We start from the raw sequence: 16,941 nt of genomic DNA, 5'->3' as shown, positions 1-16,941 counted from the left end.
AATTTTTATATTATTGTGGAAGAGAGTGATGCTCTATATGGACGAAAGTATACTATATAAGTTTAAAGGTGCGATACTCGGTCATGCCGTTGGGGATGCCCTTGGTGTACCCGTGGAGTTTTATAATAGGGAAGAGCTTGATAGATCGCCAGTTACGGAGATGGAGGGCTTTGGGACATATCCATATCCAGCAGGAACCTGGTCTGATGATACAAGTATGACTCTTGCTGCTCTAGATAGTCTCAGCGAAGGTCTCCATTATGATGATATAATGGTGAAGTTCTGTCAGTGGCTTTACAACGATGAATACACACCCAGTGGTGAAACCTTTGATAACGGTATAACTACAGAAATTGCCCTTGATCGCTACAGAACTGGAAATAAGCCACCTTTAGAATGTGGAGAGACAGGAGAGAGGTCTAATGGAAATGGTTCACTGATGAGGATTATTCCATTCATTCTATACACCAAATATTCCTCCTACAGTATGGTACCTCTTTCAGGAAAGATGAATATAATCCATAATGCGTCATCCTTGACTCACGGACACCCTAGATCTAAAATTGCTTGTGGTATTTATGCATACATTATGGATGCGCTGCTGGATAATCCGAGAAAAGAATCTGTATATTCCGGGCTAGAAAAGGCCATGGACTATTACAAAAACCAAGAGGAACTAAGTAAATACACCAGGCTTTTTCAAAAGAACTTTCAGGAGCTTTCCCGTGATGAAATCAAGAGCTCTGGATATGTAGTGGACACCTTAGAAGCGTCTATCTGGTGCCTATTAACAACAGATAGCTATAAGGACTGTGTTTTGAAGGCTGTGAATTTGGGAGAAGATACCGATACCGTTGCAGCCATTGCAGGAGGACTTGCAGGAATTCTCTATGGTTATGACTCTATTCCAGAGGAATGGCTTTCAGTGCTTGCTAGGAAAGATTATATTATCAGCTTGTGTGAAAAGGCTTATGCTAGTTGGGAATGATAAAGTTTATAATTGATATATAGATAAAAAGTTCAGCTTTCTGGATAAGCACCTGAGAATTAAGCATACTATAAATAAGACTTATTTCTTCGGAGGTAAACCATGGACAATAATAAACATAGAATGAAGGATAGAGAAAAAAGCAACCCAGAGCTCCGTAAGATGTTCCCTAAGGATGGAGCAGATATTGGAATTATAGAAGGTGAAAAGATTGGTGCCCATGCCAATGGTAAAAATCATGGACATAAGAAGGAACCTTCTTATTAAAATAAAAAAATATTTTTATCAGTAACAAAAATGCCCTAACCCTGCATAATATAATATGTAATATATGTTTAGTAAGGCGGCAGTTAGGGCATAATAATTATTAGAAAGTTAATATTACTTAACAATAAAGTGTTATATAATAAAATTAATAAATCTATTGCCTTTAATATATTTACATTTAATTACATTTGATTTACAATAATTAAGTGTGCAATAATCGCAGATGAATTGGAAATTTAAAAATCTATATAGATACTAAATAGGCCTAGAAATGCTTGTTTAGAAGGTATTATGGGATGTAGATGCCCATTACTGTAGTAGGGATGTAGATGCCCGAAGATAAAAGCACAAATTGAGAATTTGTGCTTTTTTACATTTCTGTATTTATTCTAAAAACAAATATCTTCTTAAGGCAAAATGAACGGTGAATCTTTTGCTAAAGTCTATATTTTTGTCTCCATCTCTTCTATAGGCCCAGGAGAATCGGAGTTGATCTCCCTTCTTCCAGGTGTTGCCTATTATACTGTATTTATATAAGCTTTCTATGGCTGACTTTATGCTTGTAATTTTGGGATAGTCCTCCCGGCGCTCTATATAGAATTTTTCTATGTTAGAGTAGTTAAAGGACTTTTTTCTTAAATCCTTTAGTAAGCCCAGGAGCTGATCAACATATTCATTGTCCAGATGAATGTATAGCTCATTATAAAGCTCGCTGCAGAATTTATCTGAATAATCCTTTTTACAATGAGCAAGCATCCTGCTGGTTATCTTCGTTTCATTAGGGAATTCCCGCATGACAATTTGAAGGTAGCGGATAAAGTCTCTAGGTCTACCAAAGCTGTAATCTATTATATACCTCACCATATCCTTATTATCTATCTTTTCGGGAAACAGTGTATTATAAAGCTCTTCATTGCTTAACCCTGACAGACTGCTGCAGGATACCTTGATTTTGTTCAGTATCATTTCCATTAATACATGCTCATGGGGAGAATTATAGTTCTTATCTATCCAGTAGAGGTTTACCTCCTTATCCTCTCTGATTTTGCTCAGGTTTGAGGAGTGTTTATTTATCTCTTGAAGTATATCAGTTCTCATTAGGATTATACATTTTGATCCCTTTATGTTATGCTCGCTAAATAAGATGTTGATTTCATTTACCGCCTCAATGAGTCTTAAGAGAAACCTAACACTGTCATTTGAATCATCTAGCTTAAGCTCTAGCTCGTCTAAATCGTCTAAAATAATTATGACATTTACAAAGGAAAGACAGGTAAATATCCAATTCTGAACCTCCAGGAGGCATTCATAATACTTCTTAGAATCATATTTTTTTACCTTCTTCTTTAAGGCATTAAGGCTTGCTTTATAATTATGAAATACCCCTTCTATATTTCCGCTGCCGTAAAGCTGATCCTCCGTAGTATAAGAATCATATTTATAATTTCCTTTTTGATATCTAACATTAAAAAAAGCTTTAAGGTTACGGAGACTCGATTTATATCTCATGGTATCAGCTATTCTTTTTAATAAGGTCTTGTCCTTTTTCTCAAAGGGATTTATATCTTTGCAGAGGATGCATTTACTTATTTCTCTATAAAGCACCCATTTATAAAAGGAAGTATACTCATCCATATCTAAATGGTCAGGACCTATTTCAATGAGCTTTTGAAAGGTAAAAAGGTTTTTATTTATAATATTGCATATGCTGTTTTCCTGTGAGTTTATTTCAGCATGAATATATCTTCCTAGAATGGTCTTACCGCTGCCTTTTTGACCGGAAACTATGAATTTCAGGTTATCATTTAATATCTCATAATATTTTTCATTATCCTTATAAAATAACTCTTTAAAGTTACTGTGGTTAGCTTCGTCATCACCGTTGGTGTTGCCGATATAAATATCCTTTAACCTTATGGCCATAATAACTCCTTTCCCATAGCTGCAGGGATACCCTGATGTATAATGGAGAATGCATTTTATGTAATAGGTAAAAAATATGAGATGGTAAAAATTTAAACAGGCATATTATAAACGGAAACAGGCTGTAGATGGATAATATACAATAAGAAATAACTATAGAAAACACAGTAAAGCTTAGATAAATAAATAACAAATCATTTGATGAAAACTGAGAAATAATTGAGTAACAATTATTATATAAAAATGTTAATTTTAATTTGGATAATAATCTAATTATAAGACATTATTAAATAAATTACAAATATTAGAAATAAAATATTTATTCTTTTTTCACAAACTAGAAATAGTACATATTTTACATAAGCCCTTGAAAAGGATTGTTTGAAATGTAATATAATAAAGTTTAAAATTATAATAAAAAATATATATAATATGTTAAATAGTGTAAAGAAAAGCTTAGTTAGATGAAAATAAATGCAGAAAAATAGAACAATTTTAAATAATAAATCGTTTATGGCCTAATTCAGGTATATAATATATGTAGACTATTTGTCTATGGAAGCTGTGGTTTTGAAAAGGGGATTTTATATGAATATACTGCATGTGAAATATGCCGTTGAGGTAGCAAAAACTAAGTCAATAAGCCAGGCGGCAGAAAATCTATATACAACTCAGCCGAATCTAAGCCGTGCCATCAAAGAGCTGGAGGAGAATCTTGGCATTACAATTTTTAAAAGAAACTCCAGGGGAATGACCCTTACCGCTGAAGGTGAAGAATTTGTTCTTTATGCAAAGAATATAGTCACTAAACTTGATGAGCTAGAGACTATGTATAAGGATAAGAAGCAGCATAAGCAGCGGTTTTCTGCCTGTGTTCCTAGAGCAAGCTACATATCATGTGCTATGACGGAGTTCGGTAAGTGCATAGAAAAAGATTCTCCTGCGGAAATTTATTATAAGGAAACTGATTCAATGGATGCAATTAAATGTGTTATTAATGAGGATTATAATTTGGGAATTATACGGTATGAGGAAAGCTTAAGCAAATATTTTAAGAATATTTTTTATGAAAAGAAGCTTAATAGTGAAACTGTTTCGGAGTTTTTCAATGTTTTGCTCATGTCAAAGAGAAGCCCTCTAGCTAATAAGGAGGAGGTTTGCTTAGAAGATCTGTCAGATTACATAGAAATAGGAAATGAAGACCATATAAGTGTAAGGAAATCGGAGCTATCTAATATAGTGGATAAAAAGATTTATGTTTATGAAAGGGCAAGTCAGTTTACTCTTTTAGAAAGTCTTCATAATGCCTTTATGTGGGTATCACCCATTCCTAAGGACCTTTTAAAGAAATATAATTTGATTCAATTAAGCTGCAGGGAAAATACTAAGCTTTACAGGGATGTATTGATATATAGAAAAAGATATAAGCTATCTGATTTAGATAATAAGTTTATCAATGCTTTATTGGATGCAAAACGAAGATATTTATAAGGAAATATATATAGGTAACCCTAAGAAGTTAGAATAGAGACAACCTTATTTTATGCTGTTATACCGATATACTTATATCGATATAACTTTTTTTTATGCCAAAATTGTCGAAAGATTTGTTAAAATAATAACAAGGTTATGAAAATTTTAAAATAATATATAAGGTAGAAGAAAAGTAAAGGAGAAGCATAATTATGAAAATAACGGTATGCATTGGCTCATCCTGCCACCTTAAGGGTTCTAGACAGGTGGTTGAAGAGCTGCAGCAACTGATCTCTGAAAATAATCTCGAGGAAGAAGTTCATTTGTCAGGTGTGTTCTGTATGGGACGCTGTCAGGAAGGAGTTTCTGTGAGCCTTGATGGGGAGAAGTTTTCTTTAACATCGAAAAATGTAAAAGATTTTTTTCAAAAAGAAGTTATTAGTAGGGTGTGAATAAAATCATGATAATACAGATATGTATTGGGAGCTCTTGTTATCTTAAGGGATCACAGGAGCTTGTAAAGATGTTTCAGGATGCAGTTGAAAGCTACAGCTTATCAGAAGAGATAACTCTTGTAGGGAGCTTTTGTATTGGAAAGTGCAACAGAGAAGGGGTTACCCTGCAGGTGGACGATGAGATATTTACAGGTGTCACCAAGGATGGATTCAAGGATTTTTTTAATGAACAGGTTTTAACAAGAATACGGGCAGAAAGGAGCTAGACTTAATGGCTGAATTTTTAAGACTTAAAAAGTCTAATTGTAAAAATTGTTATAAGTGCATACGACATTGCCCTGTAAAGTCCATAAGGTTTTCAGGAAATCAGGCACATATAGTTAGGGATGAGTGCATACTCTGCGGTCAGTGCTTCGTGGTGTGTCCTCAAAATGCTAAGGAAATTACTGATAGCACAGAAGCAGTAAGAGTGATGATACAATCAGGCGCTCCCGTAATTGCCAGTGTTGCTCCTTCCTTTATAGCAAACTATCAAGGGGTTGGCATTGAAAGCTTAGAAGAAGGTCTTAAAAAGCTTGGCTTCTATTCTGCTGAGGAAACAGCTATAGGAGCTACCTTTGTAAAATCAGAGTATGAGCGTATTTTAAAGGAAGAAAGTCCTGAGGTGCTCATTTCCTCCTGCTGCCATTCAGTAAACCTTCTAATTCAAAAGTATTTTCCAAAAGAGCTTCCTTATCTTGCAAAGGTACTATCTCCCATGCAGGCTCATGGAAGAGATATTAAAAAGAGATATCCTGGGGCAAAGGTTGTTTTTATAGGCCCCTGTGTGGCAAAAAAGGATGAGGCCTATTCCTATGAGGGCTTCGTTGATGAGGTTCTCACCTATGAGGAGCTCACCAGCTGGTTTCAAGAGAAAGGGATTGTCTTAGAGAATAAGACTCAAGCAAAGGAGGATAGCAGGGCTCGCTATTTCCCTACTACTGGGGGGATATTAAAAACCATGGCACAGGATTTAGAGGAATATACTTACCTTGCCGTTGATGGTAAGGAGAACTGTATAGCAGCTCTACAGGATATAGAAAGTGGAAAAATCCATAAATGTTTTATAGAGATGTCAGCATGCACCGGAAGCTGCATAGGAGGACCTGTGATGGAAAAGTACCGCCGGTCACCAGTGCAGGATTATTTAACTGTATCTAATTATGCTGGTAGAAATGACTTTAAAGTAGAGCAGCCTGATGAGCTAGAGCTTAAAAAGATATTTGACTTTGCTAAATGCAACACTAGGCTTCCTGATGATATAGAAATTAACCAGGTGCTGAGGCAGATGGGTAAAACGAAAAAGGAGGACGAGCTTAACTGTGGGTCCTGTGGCTATAATACCTGTCGTGAAAAAGCTGCTGCCATTATACAAGGAAAAGCAGATATTTCTATGTGCCTGCCATTCTTAAAGGAGAAGGCTGAAAACTTTTCCGATAATATTATAAATAACACTCCCAACGGAATTATTGTTCTCAATGAGGAGCTGGAGGTGCAGCAGATTAATCGTGCGGCTCTTAAAATGATGAATATACCGAGGGTTTCAGATGTTATGGGAGAACCAGTAGTGAGGATATTGGATCCCAAGGTATTTCTGGAAGTAAAAAGAACAGGCCGCAATTCTCATTATAGGAGGGTATATCTTGCAGAGTACAATATATATATTGATCAGACGGTGGTTATTGATAAAGAAAATAACCTTCTCATATCCATCCTCCGAGATGTCACAGAGGAGGAAGTGCAGAGGACAAAGAAAGAAAGCATCAGCCGTCAAACAGTAGAGATTGCTGATAAGGTTGTGGATAAACAAATGCGTGTTGTTCAGGAAATTGCATCCTTACTTGGTGAAACTGCTGCAGAGACAAAAATAGCTTTGGCTAAGCTTAAGGAGTCGATTTCTAATGAATAACCTGTGTGCAGATATTGGCTATCAAAGCATTAACCATGTAGGAGAACAGCTTTGTGGAGATAATGTGGAGGTAGTGGAGCAAAATGAAGGCTCTTCAGTTATTGTTTTGGCAGATGGTCTGGGAAGTGGTGTGAAGGCAAATATCTTATCTACTCTCACCTCAAAAATCATATCCACCATGATTGCCGAGGGCCTTTCTATTCTAGATTGCGTTAGAACCATTGCAGCAACACTCCCTGTTTGCTCTGTGAGGGGAGTGGCCTACTCTACCTTTACAATAATATGTATTAAGGATAATGAGGAGGCAGAAATAATACAGTATGACAATCCCATGGTAATACTCCTTAGGGAAGGTAAAAATTATGAATATCCAAGAACTGAAATGAATATTGATGGTAAAAAGATATATGAGTCGAAAATTAAACTCCAGGAAAATGACGTATTTATAGCTATGAGTGATGGTTGTCCTCATGCAGGAGTCGGTCTGGCCTTTAATTTTGGCTGGAGGAGAGAGGATATCATTTCCTTTATGGAGATGTTTTATGATGCGGGCTATACTGCTAAAACCCTTTCAACAATTTTACTTAATGAGGTTAATAAGCTTTATGACAATAAGCCTGGAGATGATGCTACGGTATGTACTGTTCGAATTCGTAAAAGAGAGCCGATGAATCTTTTGTTTGGTCCACCAGCAAATAGAGATGATTGCGACAAAATGATGTCTCTATTCTTTTCAAAGATAGGGAAGCATATTGTCTGCGGAGGTACTACTTCCTCCATTGTTGCTAAATATCTTGGGAAAGCCTTAGTGCCAAGCCTGGAGTTTATTGATGACGAGGTGCCTCCTATAGCTACTATAGAAGGAGTGGATCTTGTCACTGAAGGTGTCATAACAGTGAATAAGGTATTGACCTATGCAAAGGATTATCTTGAAGGTAATGAATCATACCAGCAGTGGAGCTATAAACGGGATGGAGCCTCACTTATTGCTAGACTGCTCTTTGAAGAAGCAACGGATATTAACTTTTTTGTAGGGAGAGCTATAAATCCTGCCCATCAGAATCCTGAGCTTCCTATTAATTTTAGTATTAAGATGAATCTTGTTTCAGAGCTGTCAGAATGTCTTAAAAAGATGGGTAAAAGGATAAAAGTTAGCTATTTCTAAGGAGGTCTTATGGTAAAGAAATTTGATACTAAGGTACAGCATTTAAAATATAAGGTGCTTCGTGAGGTGGCAAGAGAAGCATGGAATGATAAAATACTGGAAAAGGTTATGGATATCCCCAAGAGGATAATTCCTGGGAGAGAGTCTACTATGAGGTGCTGTGTCTATAAGGAGAGGGCAATTCTTTCTGAAAGAGTGAAGATGGCTATGGGAGGAGATAAAAGTAATCCAAATGTTATAGAGGTTATTGACATAGCCTGTGATGAATGTCCAATGGGAGGCTATGAGGTAACTGCTGCGTGTAGAGGTTGCCTTGCTCATCGCTGTGAGGATGTATGCAAGAGAGGAGCGATAACCTTTGACAGCAATCATACAGCCCACATTGATAAATCGAAATGTGTTGAATGTGGACAGTGTGCTAAGGTTTGTCCTTATAGTGCTATCATGGATTTTAAGAGACCCTGTGAACGTTCCTGTAAGGCAAAGGCTATTTCTATGGATGATAACAAGGTAGCAAAGATAGATAACAGCAAGTGTATTTCCTGTGGAGCCTGTGTATATCAGTGTCCTTGGGGGGCAATTATGGATAAGTCATATATAACAAATGTTATTGATATGATTAAAAAGAGTGGTAACAACAAAAAGTATAAGGTTTATGCTCTTGTTGCACCTTCTATATCCAGTCAGTTTACCTATGGGAAGTTAGGACAAGTTATCAGCGGCATAAAAGAGCTTGGCTTTTATACTGTAATCGAGGCTGCTTTAGGTGCAGATATGGTAGCCTACTCTGAATCTAAGGAGCTTGTGGAAAAGGGCTTTTTAACCAGCTCCTGCTGCCCTGCTTTTGTAAGCTATGTTAAGAAGGAGTTTCCTCAAATGGAAGCTAATATTTCTCATAATTTATCCCCAATGGCTGCTCTTGCAAAATACATAAAAGAGGGATCCCCTGAAGATAAGGTGGTTTTTATAGGACCCTGTACTGCTAAGAAGATGGAGTTTCAAAAGCCTGAGGTGAACCCTTACATAGATAGTGTAATGACCTTTGAAGAATTGCAGGCGCTTTTTGATAGCCGTGATTTAGATATTACGAAGCTTCAGGAGGATGTTCTTGATAATGCCTCCTACTATGGAAGGATTTTTGCTCGCAGCGGTGGTCTTTCTGATGCTGTTGTGGAGGCTCTTAAGGAGCAGGGAATTGAGGATTTTGACGTAAAGGCTGTTGCCTGTGATGGAATAGAGGAGTGCCGTACTGCCCTTCTAAAGGCATCAAAAAATGTCCTTGATGGTAATTTTATTGAAGGAATGGCCTGTGTGGGAGGCTGTATCGGTGGTGCTGGTTGCCTGACCCATGGTCCTAAAAGTAAGCAGGACGTGGATAAGTACGGAAAAGAAGCCTATGAAAAAACAATCACTGACGCTATTAGTGTTTTAAAGTAATATAAGATAGTCATTTATCAATTACTCTTCTCCATGGAGTAGGAGAGTAAAAATACAGAGGCAAAGAAAAGCGCCTTGTAAAGATAGCTCCAGGGAAAGTAATATACATCGTAAATTATATAGTTATAAGCCTCCTGAATTATTAAGAGAGATACATTAATAATTGCAAGATAGAGAACTAAATTCTTATATACTCCTTTAGTCAAAAATAAGGAAAAGGCAATCATTAGGCATAAGGATATAACGATGAATACCATGGAAAAAATATCAAGAACTAAGGGTGAGGAAAATATATTATTACGTCCTTCTATAAATAAATGAAGTATAGGTGAAGAATCAAAAATAAAGGCAATAGATATAATATTAAAGGGTATTAGAACCATGGAGGCTTTTTTGTCTTTTAATTTTATGGAGTGCATGGGAAATATAACCATTATAACAGTAGTAAATAAATAATAAACCACCTCTATAGTATTTTTAGAAAAAAGATGATGGATTTGAGATACAGCAAAGATAGCTGCAGAAAATAAAGCTATTAATGAAGCTAAGTATCTTATTTTATCATTATCTATGAATCTATCTTTAAAGTTTATCATATTTATCGCCTCCCAGAAAACATTATGGCATACGCTGGGAAGTATTTCCACTACAAAACGGTTAAAAAGTATAATTTTTAACATTAAGTTAAATATTTATTATAAAAAAAGCCATGGCCTTATTCATTAAGGCTATGGCTTTTGCTCATTTTTTATATATATCCTTTATATATAGCTCTAAGTATAACTTTGAAAAGGCTTTAATAGTTCACCTTTATATCAGAATAATATAGAAGGCTGCTAGTAGAGCTTAAGATTTCTTTTCCCTTGGATACCTGTTTTACTGATATAGAATCACCGTCTTCAATTTTTATGTCCTCTGTCATTAAAGTATTTTCATCAATATATACTGTTTCTACAGGATCATCGTTCACGTAAATCCTGCTCCATTCAGTGAAGTTTTCACCGCTAACATATAGAGCTGAAGCCTCTAGCTCATAATCTGTGAGCTTAATATCCAAAACGCCCATCTTTAGCTCTGTCGGTTCGTATATTGCTTCTTGATTATAAATGTATTTTTTGCCATAAAGCATATCGTATTGAAGAGCATGAAGCATTTCTTTATAATCCTCTTGCTCCTGAGTCCTTTGATGGAACCTAGTAAGGGTTCCTTTATCTATTCCTAGTCTATCTAAAACCTCTGAGGAGAGCTGCCAGGCAGCCAAATCCCTATTCTTATTTTCCATTTCAAAGTTGCTCCAGATAACGTACTCTGTAGTATAAGTATCACCGGTAGATAAATCCTCATCCTGAATATTTAGGGATGGAAGGTGATCTCCGTATAGTACTAATACCACTGGCTCTTCATAGCTATTCAACGTTTCAACTAATTCCTTTATAAAGTTATCCATCTCTCTTAGCTGATTCACATAGTATTCCATGGCGTTGATCTCACCCTCGGTTAAATCATCTGAGGTAACGGATATGATCTTATTATAGTCCACAGGGGTAGTGGGATATTTACCGTGACCCTGAACAGAGATAGTATATAGGTAGTCTTGTCCATCTGTGGAGCTAAGAGCATTTAATATGCTTTCTATAAGCACCTTATCCTTATACCAGCCTAAGGGTGTTTCCTCTAAATCCTTCATGTATTCTGAAGAGGTAAAGGTATCAAAGCCAAGCATGCTGTATATTAGATTTCTATCATAAAAGGTTCCTGTATTATTGTGAATAGCATGAGCTGTATAGCCTAATTCCTTTAGGTTATAAGGAACTGATTCACTGGTTGATTCCTGTAATATAGTGGTATAAGGATATTCTCCTGACCCAAAGTATTCTGTGGTCATTTGAGTGATAACCTCAAATTCTGTATTAGCCGTTCCTGCTCCTATAACCGGTGCTTTGAAAAGACCTGAGGAATAGTTATCAAGAAGAGAGTGAAATACAGGTATTGGGTCTTCAGAGAAGGTCATATTTTTTAGCCTTGCTACATCAAAGAAGGATTCCAGCTGCAGCATAATAATATTGGGGGTCTTCTCTGGTGTAGGGCTTTCATCTCCTATTTTATTTGAGATGGAAGCTACCATTTCTTCAGAATAATCCTCTGGTTTATTTATTCCAATATCCACAACGCTTCTGGAAAAACAGTACACGAAGCCATAATTTTCATAAGCGTTGGCTATGTTCTCAAAGGTAGTAGATATAACACCTGCCTTTGCAGATACATCAGTAGCCAGGATTAGAGTTATTCCAATAATAGAAACCATTAAAAAGCCTCTGAAGGAATAGGTCCTCTGCTTTGGAGCCTTAATCCATATATATACTATTCCTACTATAACTAAGGCTATAGCAATTATAATAAGAACAAGCTCTAAAGGATTAAAATATATGTTGATAAGGCTTATAGCTGATTTTATAACTCTAAAGTCTACAGCTCTAAGAGGGGTTGTCCTAAATCCTCTTATAATGCAATCAGCTATTCCTAGACCAAGCCATCCTAAGGTCACAATGCTGAGAGCAAAGGTTCTCCTTTTTATGAGCAGTGCCAGGGATAGAGTTAGGAGAATAATAAGTGAATTGTATAAAAAGTTAGCGGGATGAGCAAATAAATGAACAAATCCGCCTATGATAGATCTTCTACTTAAGGATTCTATTACTAAGTTTAATAAAAGAGATAATGTAATGCAAAAAAGCAACGGCCTTTCATAAAGCCGATTTATTAATTGATATATTTTTTTCATATTATCACCTTTATATAAATTTTTTAGATATTAATATAGCTATTGAGTAATTAATTTATTGAAGTTTATCATTGGTGTAGTTCATAGGTTAAGGGCGTATATAATAGTAATTTACATTATTATATACGTTATAGTTTTATAAAAGTTGCACTTATGAAATAAGTATAATGCGCTAATGATATAATATAGCTTTATTGTGAGCAGAGTTTGGAAGTAATGTTAAGGGAATGTGAATTTTAATAAATACTAAAATAGAGATAAATAGAGAATTATAAATAAGTTAATTAAGCCTTAGTTATAATTCCTATAAGATTTAATATACACCTTAGTTACATATTTGCCAATATATTTGTCGATTTAAATCGATTAATATTTAGATTTACTATAGATAAGTAGAGATATCTCAATAATTAGAATGCTGAATACAACTAGTTTATGTAGTAGAATTTATAATATTCTGTTATTAATGATATAAATTATATATAATATATATTGATAATAAATTTAAGGGGAGAGGTTTATGTCAGCTAAGCAATATATATGGAAGGATAGAAAAAGAATTCTCGGTATGCCTATATCCTTTACAAAGTATTCTCTAACTCAGGATAGGTTATTTTGTGAGGTAGGTCTTCTGAGCACAAAGTATGATGAGGTTTTGTTATATAGAATAAGAGATATAGGACTCAGCAGAAGCTTTGGACAAAAGCTTTTAGGTGTTGGGACTATAATTCTGCAATCCTCCGATAAGAGTACTCCTGTATTGGAGCTTAAGAATATTAAGAGGGCTTATGAGGTTAAGGAGCTGCTTCATCAACAGGTTGAGGAGATGAAGCTTGCTAGAAGGGTCAGGGTAGGAGAATACATGGGTGAACACAGCCCAATAGATGATATAGATAAGGATGAAGATATAGAAGCTTAATGATAAATACTGGTATTTTCATAACCTTCTTATAGCCATCATAATTTCATCACATAATAAGAATAATATAATCTTAGATGATTTTTCTATAAATACCCTTAAAATTATAGACGTGAAGAATTCCCTGTGGATTCTTCACTTTTTTTTATTTACCAATTGACAGAAATTGAAAAGTACTATAAAATTATTTTAACGTTAAAAATATTTTAACGTTAAAATAATTTTATAGGAGTGAGCTTATGGAAAACACAGCTACTACCACTAAGAATTCTAAAAAGAAGTTATCCTTAGCCAATATGTTTTTCCTTTTTAAATATAAAAATTATAGAAAGCTATTAATAGCTAACAGTATCTCCCGTTTTGGGGATTCCATTGATGCCATAGCCTTCAGCTGGCTTGTATATATGTTTACAGGCTCAGAGATGCTGCTAGGGATAACCTTTGCTGTTAACAGTCTTCCTAATCTTTTATTTGGAGCCTTTACGGGACTATTAGCCGACAGGTTAAATAAAAAGAAGCTAATAATATACAGCTATTTAGGAAGAGGCATGTCCGTTGCTATTATATCTATGCTCTACTATACAAATACCCTAAGCCTTTGGCATATTTTTGCCTTAACGGCCTTTAACTCTACCCTGGAGATATTAATGCACCCTGCTGTAACAGCAATTACCCCGGAGCTTCTTCCTGAGGAAGCCTTCACTAAGGCTTCAGCCTTTTCTAATTCCCTTTACAGAACCTTAGAGCTTATAGGAACAGGGATGGCTGGAATTATCATAGCTCAGATATCCATTACAGGAGCCCTTGTGGTAGATGCCTTAACCTTTTTTGCTGGAGCTATGATTATTAGTACAATGAAGCTTGAAGCAAAAGAAAAGGAAGAGTTACCTGAAGCCTTAAACCTTAAAAGTGGCTTAAGGGAGATTAAGGAAGGGTTCAGTTATATTAAGTTAAATAAGTTTATAATGATGGTTATAGTGCTTTTTGCAGTGATAAATTTCTGCCTCTCTCCTTTAAATATTCTTACCCCAATATTTACAGATAAGGTGCTGTTAGGAGGACCGGAAACTCTCAGTATTTTACTTATGAGCCTCACCTTAGGTACAATCATAGGAGGAGTAGCTGTGGCAGCCTTAGCCCATAAATTTAAAGGTAACAGTCTTTTGATTACTTCTTCCTTAATTTTTGGAGCTGTATATGCATTATTGATTCTACCTTCTGTATTAACTACGGGAGCAGTTATTGTATCATCGGTTTGCTTCTTCCTTATGGGATTCATGGTTCCTGGAATGACAGCCCCGATAAATGGATATATTCTTTCTAAAACTGATAAAAGATATTTAGGAAGAGTCAGTGGAATAATATCCTTAATTGCCACGGGGGTAATGCCTATAGGAGCAGCTCTCACCGGGGTAATGGCTGAGTACCTGGCAGCTTCATTGATTTTCTTAATTATGGGTGCTATAATTATCGTAACTTCCCTTTATATGTGGCTTGGAGGAAGATTAAGTACCCATTAAGGATGATTGATTTGAAGGATAATATGATTTTAAAGACAACCGAAGAAATTAAAGCTGTATCGGATCCTTATAGGTTAAAAATATTAAGGGTCCTTTCTTCCTATGAAGAAGGTGCTACAGCCAGTATGGTGGCAGAAGAAATGGAAGAGGTTCCTTCTAAGGTCTACTACCATATCAAAAAGCTTGAAAAAGTAGGGGTTATTGAAATAGTAAAAACTGAGGTGATTAATGGTATTGTAGCCAAGTATTATAAAAAGACTGCAGATACCTATACTATAGAAGGGTATGAGGAGGAACAGCATAATCCTCTCTTTTTAAATGAAGCCTATAAAACAATTAAAAGTGTTTATGATGAGAGCCTGGAGACAATCAGAGGAGCTATAAACAGTGGGGATAGCTCTAAGGAAATTACTCCAATGATAATCAGCGCCTCAGATCTTTCTTTAACAGTAGAAGAAATGAATGAGCTTATTGAGTATGTTAAAACTATAAAAAATAAAGGCAGTAGGAAGAAAAGAGAAGGTGTGGAGAAAGTGGATGAAGGAAGTGTTCATAAGGTGAATGAAGAAAGTGTTCATAAGGTGGATGAACGGAGTTTTCACAAGGTGCATCTTTTATTTTCTATTGTAAATAAAGATTAGCTGCTTTATTCTGATAAATCGGTTAAGTTCCATATCTATATATGCTATAATATTATATGCTATAATGATTATCGTATAAAATATAATTAAAATTACAATGAAGACTTAGGAGTGTGGTATTTTTGGAACCTGGTAGTACGTGGGAGATCGTTGCACTAATTATTTTGCTTTTCCTTTCTGGATTTTTCTCTATGTCAGAAACTGCCCTTATGGCCCTTAGTAAGATAAGGATAAGGCATATGGTAGAGGATAATGTGAAAAATGCAAAGCTTGTGGAAAAGCTAGTTGAGAACCCACAAAGACTTTTAGGAAGTATACTTGTTGGTAATAATCTTGTTAATATAGGGGCTTCTTCCCTTGCAACTACAATAGCTTATGATGCCTTAGGAAGCTCTGGGGTGGCTCTGGCTACAGGGGTTATGACTCTTTTGGTACTGATATTTGGAGAAATTACTCCTAAGTCCTTAGCAGCACAGTACTCTGAGAAGATTTCCTTAAAGGTGAGCAGACCTATTGCTTTTGTAGTATTTATCTTTAGACCATTAGTTGCTGTATTTACCTTCATATCCTCCTTCTTTATAAGGCTATTTGGAGGCAATCCCAATGCTAACCAGCCCTTTATAACTCAAGAGGAGCTCAGGACCATAGTGGATGTCAGTGAGGAAGAGGGTGTCCTGGAGACTGGAGAAAAGCAGATGATATATAATGTGTTTGAATTTGGTGATCTTCAGGTTAAGGATGTAATGGTTCAGAGAGTAGATATTGTTGCAGTAGATACGGAAGCTAGCTATTATGAGATTCTTCAGGTAATAAAGGAACAGCAGTTTTCCAGAATTCCCGTTTATGAGGAAACAATAGATGATATAGTAGGTATTTTATATGCTAAGGACCTGCTAGTAACAGACATGGATGAAGAGAACTTTGATATTACAAAGCTAATGAGAGTTCCCTATTATACCTTTGAATTTAAAAAGATCACAGACTTATTTGCTGAGATGAAGAAGAGCAGAAATCATCTCTCTGTAGTTTTAGATGAGTATGGTGGCACTGTAGGTCTTATTAGTATAGAAGACCTCATAGAGGAAATAGTAGGGGATATTGAAGACGAATATGATGATGAAGAAGATAAAGAAATAGAAGTAATTAAAGAAGATGAATATGTGGTGACTGGAAGCACAAGAATCTCTGATCTTAATGATATGATAGGAACGAATATTGAATCAGAGGAATTTGATTCCGTAGGTGGCTTTGTCATTGGACAGCTTGGTAGATTTCCTGAACAGGATGAGGAGATTCAGTATCAGCACATTAAATTTATCGTAGAAGATATAGATAAAAATAGAATTAAGAAGGTAAGAATATTTACCTAAGTATTATTATAGCTGCATTAATTTGCAGCTATAATTTTCTAAAGAATAATATTAAT

15 protein-coding genes are annotated in these 16,941 nt (G+C 35.5%); 12 read left to right on the top strand and 3 right to left on the bottom strand.

Annotated features, from left to right (window positions below):
• Positions 1-37: 37 nt before the first annotated feature.
• Together ACPWSR_RS06460 and ACPWSR_RS06455 are read left to right on the top strand one after the other, a co-directional pair.
• A complete protein-coding gene (locus tag ACPWSR_RS06460; RefSeq protein WP_426350873.1) occupies positions 38-988 on the top strand; it encodes an ADP-ribosylglycohydrolase family protein in 951 nt (316 codons plus the stop codon).
• 102 nt (positions 989-1,090) lie between these two features.
• Complete coding sequence (locus tag ACPWSR_RS06455) at positions 1,091-1,255, top strand: hypothetical protein (protein ID WP_426350872.1); 165 nt, start codon at positions 1,091-1,093, stop codon at positions 1,253-1,255.
• Between the two features lie 384 nt (positions 1,256-1,639).
• On the opposite strand, the gene ACPWSR_RS06450 is transcribed toward ACPWSR_RS06455, so the two are convergent.
• Entirely contained in the window at positions 1,640-3,178 is a 1,539-nt protein-coding gene (locus ACPWSR_RS06450; RefSeq protein WP_426350871.1) for a P-loop ATPase, Sll1717 family, read from the bottom strand.
• A 588-nt stretch (positions 3,179-3,766) separates the two neighbouring features.
• On the opposite strand from ACPWSR_RS06450, the gene ACPWSR_RS06445 reads away from it, so the two are divergent.
• The 6 genes from ACPWSR_RS06445 (at position 3,767) to ACPWSR_RS06420 (ending at position 9,656) form a co-directional block, all read left to right on the top strand.
• Positions 3,767-4,669, top strand: a complete 903-nt coding sequence (locus ACPWSR_RS06445) for a LysR family transcriptional regulator (RefSeq protein ID WP_426350870.1) — start codon at positions 3,767-3,769, stop codon at positions 4,667-4,669.
• A 194-nt stretch (positions 4,670-4,863) separates the two neighbouring features.
• Entirely contained in the window at positions 4,864-5,103 is a 240-nt protein-coding gene (locus ACPWSR_RS06440; protein WP_426350869.1) for a (2Fe-2S) ferredoxin domain-containing protein, read from the top strand.
• Between the two features lie 8 nt (positions 5,104-5,111).
• A complete protein-coding gene (locus ACPWSR_RS06435) occupies positions 5,112-5,372 on the top strand; it encodes a (2Fe-2S) ferredoxin domain-containing protein (RefSeq protein WP_426350868.1) in 261 nt (86 codons plus the stop codon).
• A 5-nt stretch (positions 5,373-5,377) separates the two neighbouring features.
• Positions 5,378-7,054: a [Fe-Fe] hydrogenase large subunit C-terminal domain-containing protein gene (locus ACPWSR_RS06430; RefSeq protein ID WP_426350867.1), complete on the top strand. Its 1,677-nt coding sequence runs from the start codon at positions 5,378-5,380 to the stop codon at positions 7,052-7,054.
• A complete protein-coding gene (locus tag ACPWSR_RS06425; protein ID WP_426350866.1) occupies positions 7,047-8,219 on the top strand; it encodes a SpoIIE family protein phosphatase in 1,173 nt (390 codons plus the stop codon). The genes ACPWSR_RS06430 and ACPWSR_RS06425 overlap by 8 nt, the downstream gene beginning before the upstream one ends.
• A 9-nt stretch (positions 8,220-8,228) precedes the next feature.
• Positions 8,229-9,656, top strand: a complete 1,428-nt coding sequence (locus ACPWSR_RS06420) for a 4Fe-4S dicluster domain-containing protein (protein WP_426350865.1) — start codon at positions 8,229-8,231, stop codon at positions 9,654-9,656.
• Positions 9,657-9,673: 17 nt separating this feature from the next.
• Here the strand turns inward: ACPWSR_RS06420 and ACPWSR_RS06415 are convergent, their stop codons facing one another.
• Both ACPWSR_RS06415 and ACPWSR_RS06410 read right to left on the bottom strand, forming a co-directional pair.
• Positions 9,674-10,252: a hypothetical protein gene (locus ACPWSR_RS06415; protein ID WP_426350864.1), complete on the bottom strand. Its 579-nt coding sequence runs from the start codon at positions 10,250-10,252 to the stop codon at positions 9,674-9,676.
• Positions 10,253-10,452: 200 nt separating this feature from the next.
• Positions 10,453-12,435 (bottom strand): LTA synthase family protein, encoded by a 1,983-nt coding sequence (locus ACPWSR_RS06410; protein WP_426350863.1) that lies wholly within the window; start codon positions 12,433-12,435, stop codon positions 10,453-10,455.
• Between the two features lie 520 nt (positions 12,436-12,955).
• Between ACPWSR_RS06410 and ACPWSR_RS06405 the strand changes: the two genes are divergently transcribed.
• The 4 genes from ACPWSR_RS06405 to ACPWSR_RS06390 all read left to right on the top strand — a co-directional run bounded on the left by ACPWSR_RS06405 (position 12,956) and on the right by ACPWSR_RS06390 (position 16,885).
• Positions 12,956-13,354: a PH domain-containing protein gene (locus ACPWSR_RS06405; RefSeq protein ID WP_426350862.1), complete on the top strand. Its 399-nt coding sequence runs from the start codon at positions 12,956-12,958 to the stop codon at positions 13,352-13,354.
• Between the two features lie 239 nt (positions 13,355-13,593).
• Positions 13,594-14,874, top strand: coding sequence for an MFS transporter (locus ACPWSR_RS06400; RefSeq protein WP_426350861.1), 1,281 nt, complete (start codon positions 13,594-13,596; stop codon positions 14,872-14,874).
• Between the two features lie 2 nt (positions 14,875-14,876).
• A complete protein-coding gene (locus ACPWSR_RS06395; protein WP_426350860.1) occupies positions 14,877-15,515 on the top strand; it encodes an ArsR/SmtB family transcription factor in 639 nt (212 codons plus the stop codon).
• 113 nt (positions 15,516-15,628) lie between these two features.
• Complete coding sequence (locus ACPWSR_RS06390) at positions 15,629-16,885, top strand: HlyC/CorC family transporter (RefSeq protein WP_426350859.1); 1,257 nt, start codon at positions 15,629-15,631, stop codon at positions 16,883-16,885.
• The last annotated feature ends 56 nt before the right edge of the window (positions 16,886-16,941 follow it).

Source organism: Alloiococcus sp. CFN-8, assembly GCF_049943125.1.
Lineage (GTDB): Bacteria > Bacillota > Clostridia > Clostridiales > Clostridiaceae > JAEXZL01.
Note: the sequence above shows the minus strand (reverse complement) of the source record. Positions and strands in the feature narration are given on the sequence as shown.

What these genes read in the sequence shown, in the direction of transcription:
- ACPWSR_RS06460 (WP_426350873.1), top strand. Translation starts at nt 38, where the DNA reads ATGGACGAAAGTATACTATATAAGTTTAAAGGTGCGATACTCGGTCAT.
- ACPWSR_RS06455 (WP_426350872.1), top strand. Translation starts at nt 1,091, where the DNA reads ATGGACAATAATAAACATAGAATGAAGGATAGAGAAAAAAGCAACCCA.
- ACPWSR_RS06450 (WP_426350871.1), bottom strand. Translation starts at nt 3,178, where the DNA reads ATGGCCATAAGGTTAAAGGATATTTATATCGGCAACACCAACGGTGAT.
- ACPWSR_RS06445 (WP_426350870.1), top strand. Translation starts at nt 3,767, where the DNA reads ATGAATATACTGCATGTGAAATATGCCGTTGAGGTAGCAAAAACTAAG.
- ACPWSR_RS06440 (WP_426350869.1), top strand. Translation starts at nt 4,864, where the DNA reads ATGAAAATAACGGTATGCATTGGCTCATCCTGCCACCTTAAGGGTTCT.
- ACPWSR_RS06435 (WP_426350868.1), top strand. Translation starts at nt 5,112, where the DNA reads ATGATAATACAGATATGTATTGGGAGCTCTTGTTATCTTAAGGGATCA.
- ACPWSR_RS06430 (WP_426350867.1), top strand. Translation starts at nt 5,378, where the DNA reads ATGGCTGAATTTTTAAGACTTAAAAAGTCTAATTGTAAAAATTGTTAT.
- ACPWSR_RS06425 (WP_426350866.1), top strand. Translation starts at nt 7,047, where the DNA reads ATGAATAACCTGTGTGCAGATATTGGCTATCAAAGCATTAACCATGTA.
- ACPWSR_RS06420 (WP_426350865.1), top strand. Translation starts at nt 8,229, where the DNA reads ATGGTAAAGAAATTTGATACTAAGGTACAGCATTTAAAATATAAGGTG.
- ACPWSR_RS06415 (WP_426350864.1), bottom strand. Translation starts at nt 10,252, where the DNA reads ATGATAAACTTTAAAGATAGATTCATAGATAATGATAAAATAAGATAC.
- ACPWSR_RS06410 (WP_426350863.1), bottom strand. Translation starts at nt 12,435, where the DNA reads ATGAAAAAAATATATCAATTAATAAATCGGCTTTATGAAAGGCCGTTG.
- ACPWSR_RS06405 (WP_426350862.1), top strand. Translation starts at nt 12,956, where the DNA reads ATGTCAGCTAAGCAATATATATGGAAGGATAGAAAAAGAATTCTCGGT.
- ACPWSR_RS06400 (WP_426350861.1), top strand. Translation starts at nt 13,594, where the DNA reads ATGGAAAACACAGCTACTACCACTAAGAATTCTAAAAAGAAGTTATCC.
- ACPWSR_RS06395 (WP_426350860.1), top strand. Translation starts at nt 14,877, where the DNA reads ATGATTGATTTGAAGGATAATATGATTTTAAAGACAACCGAAGAAATT.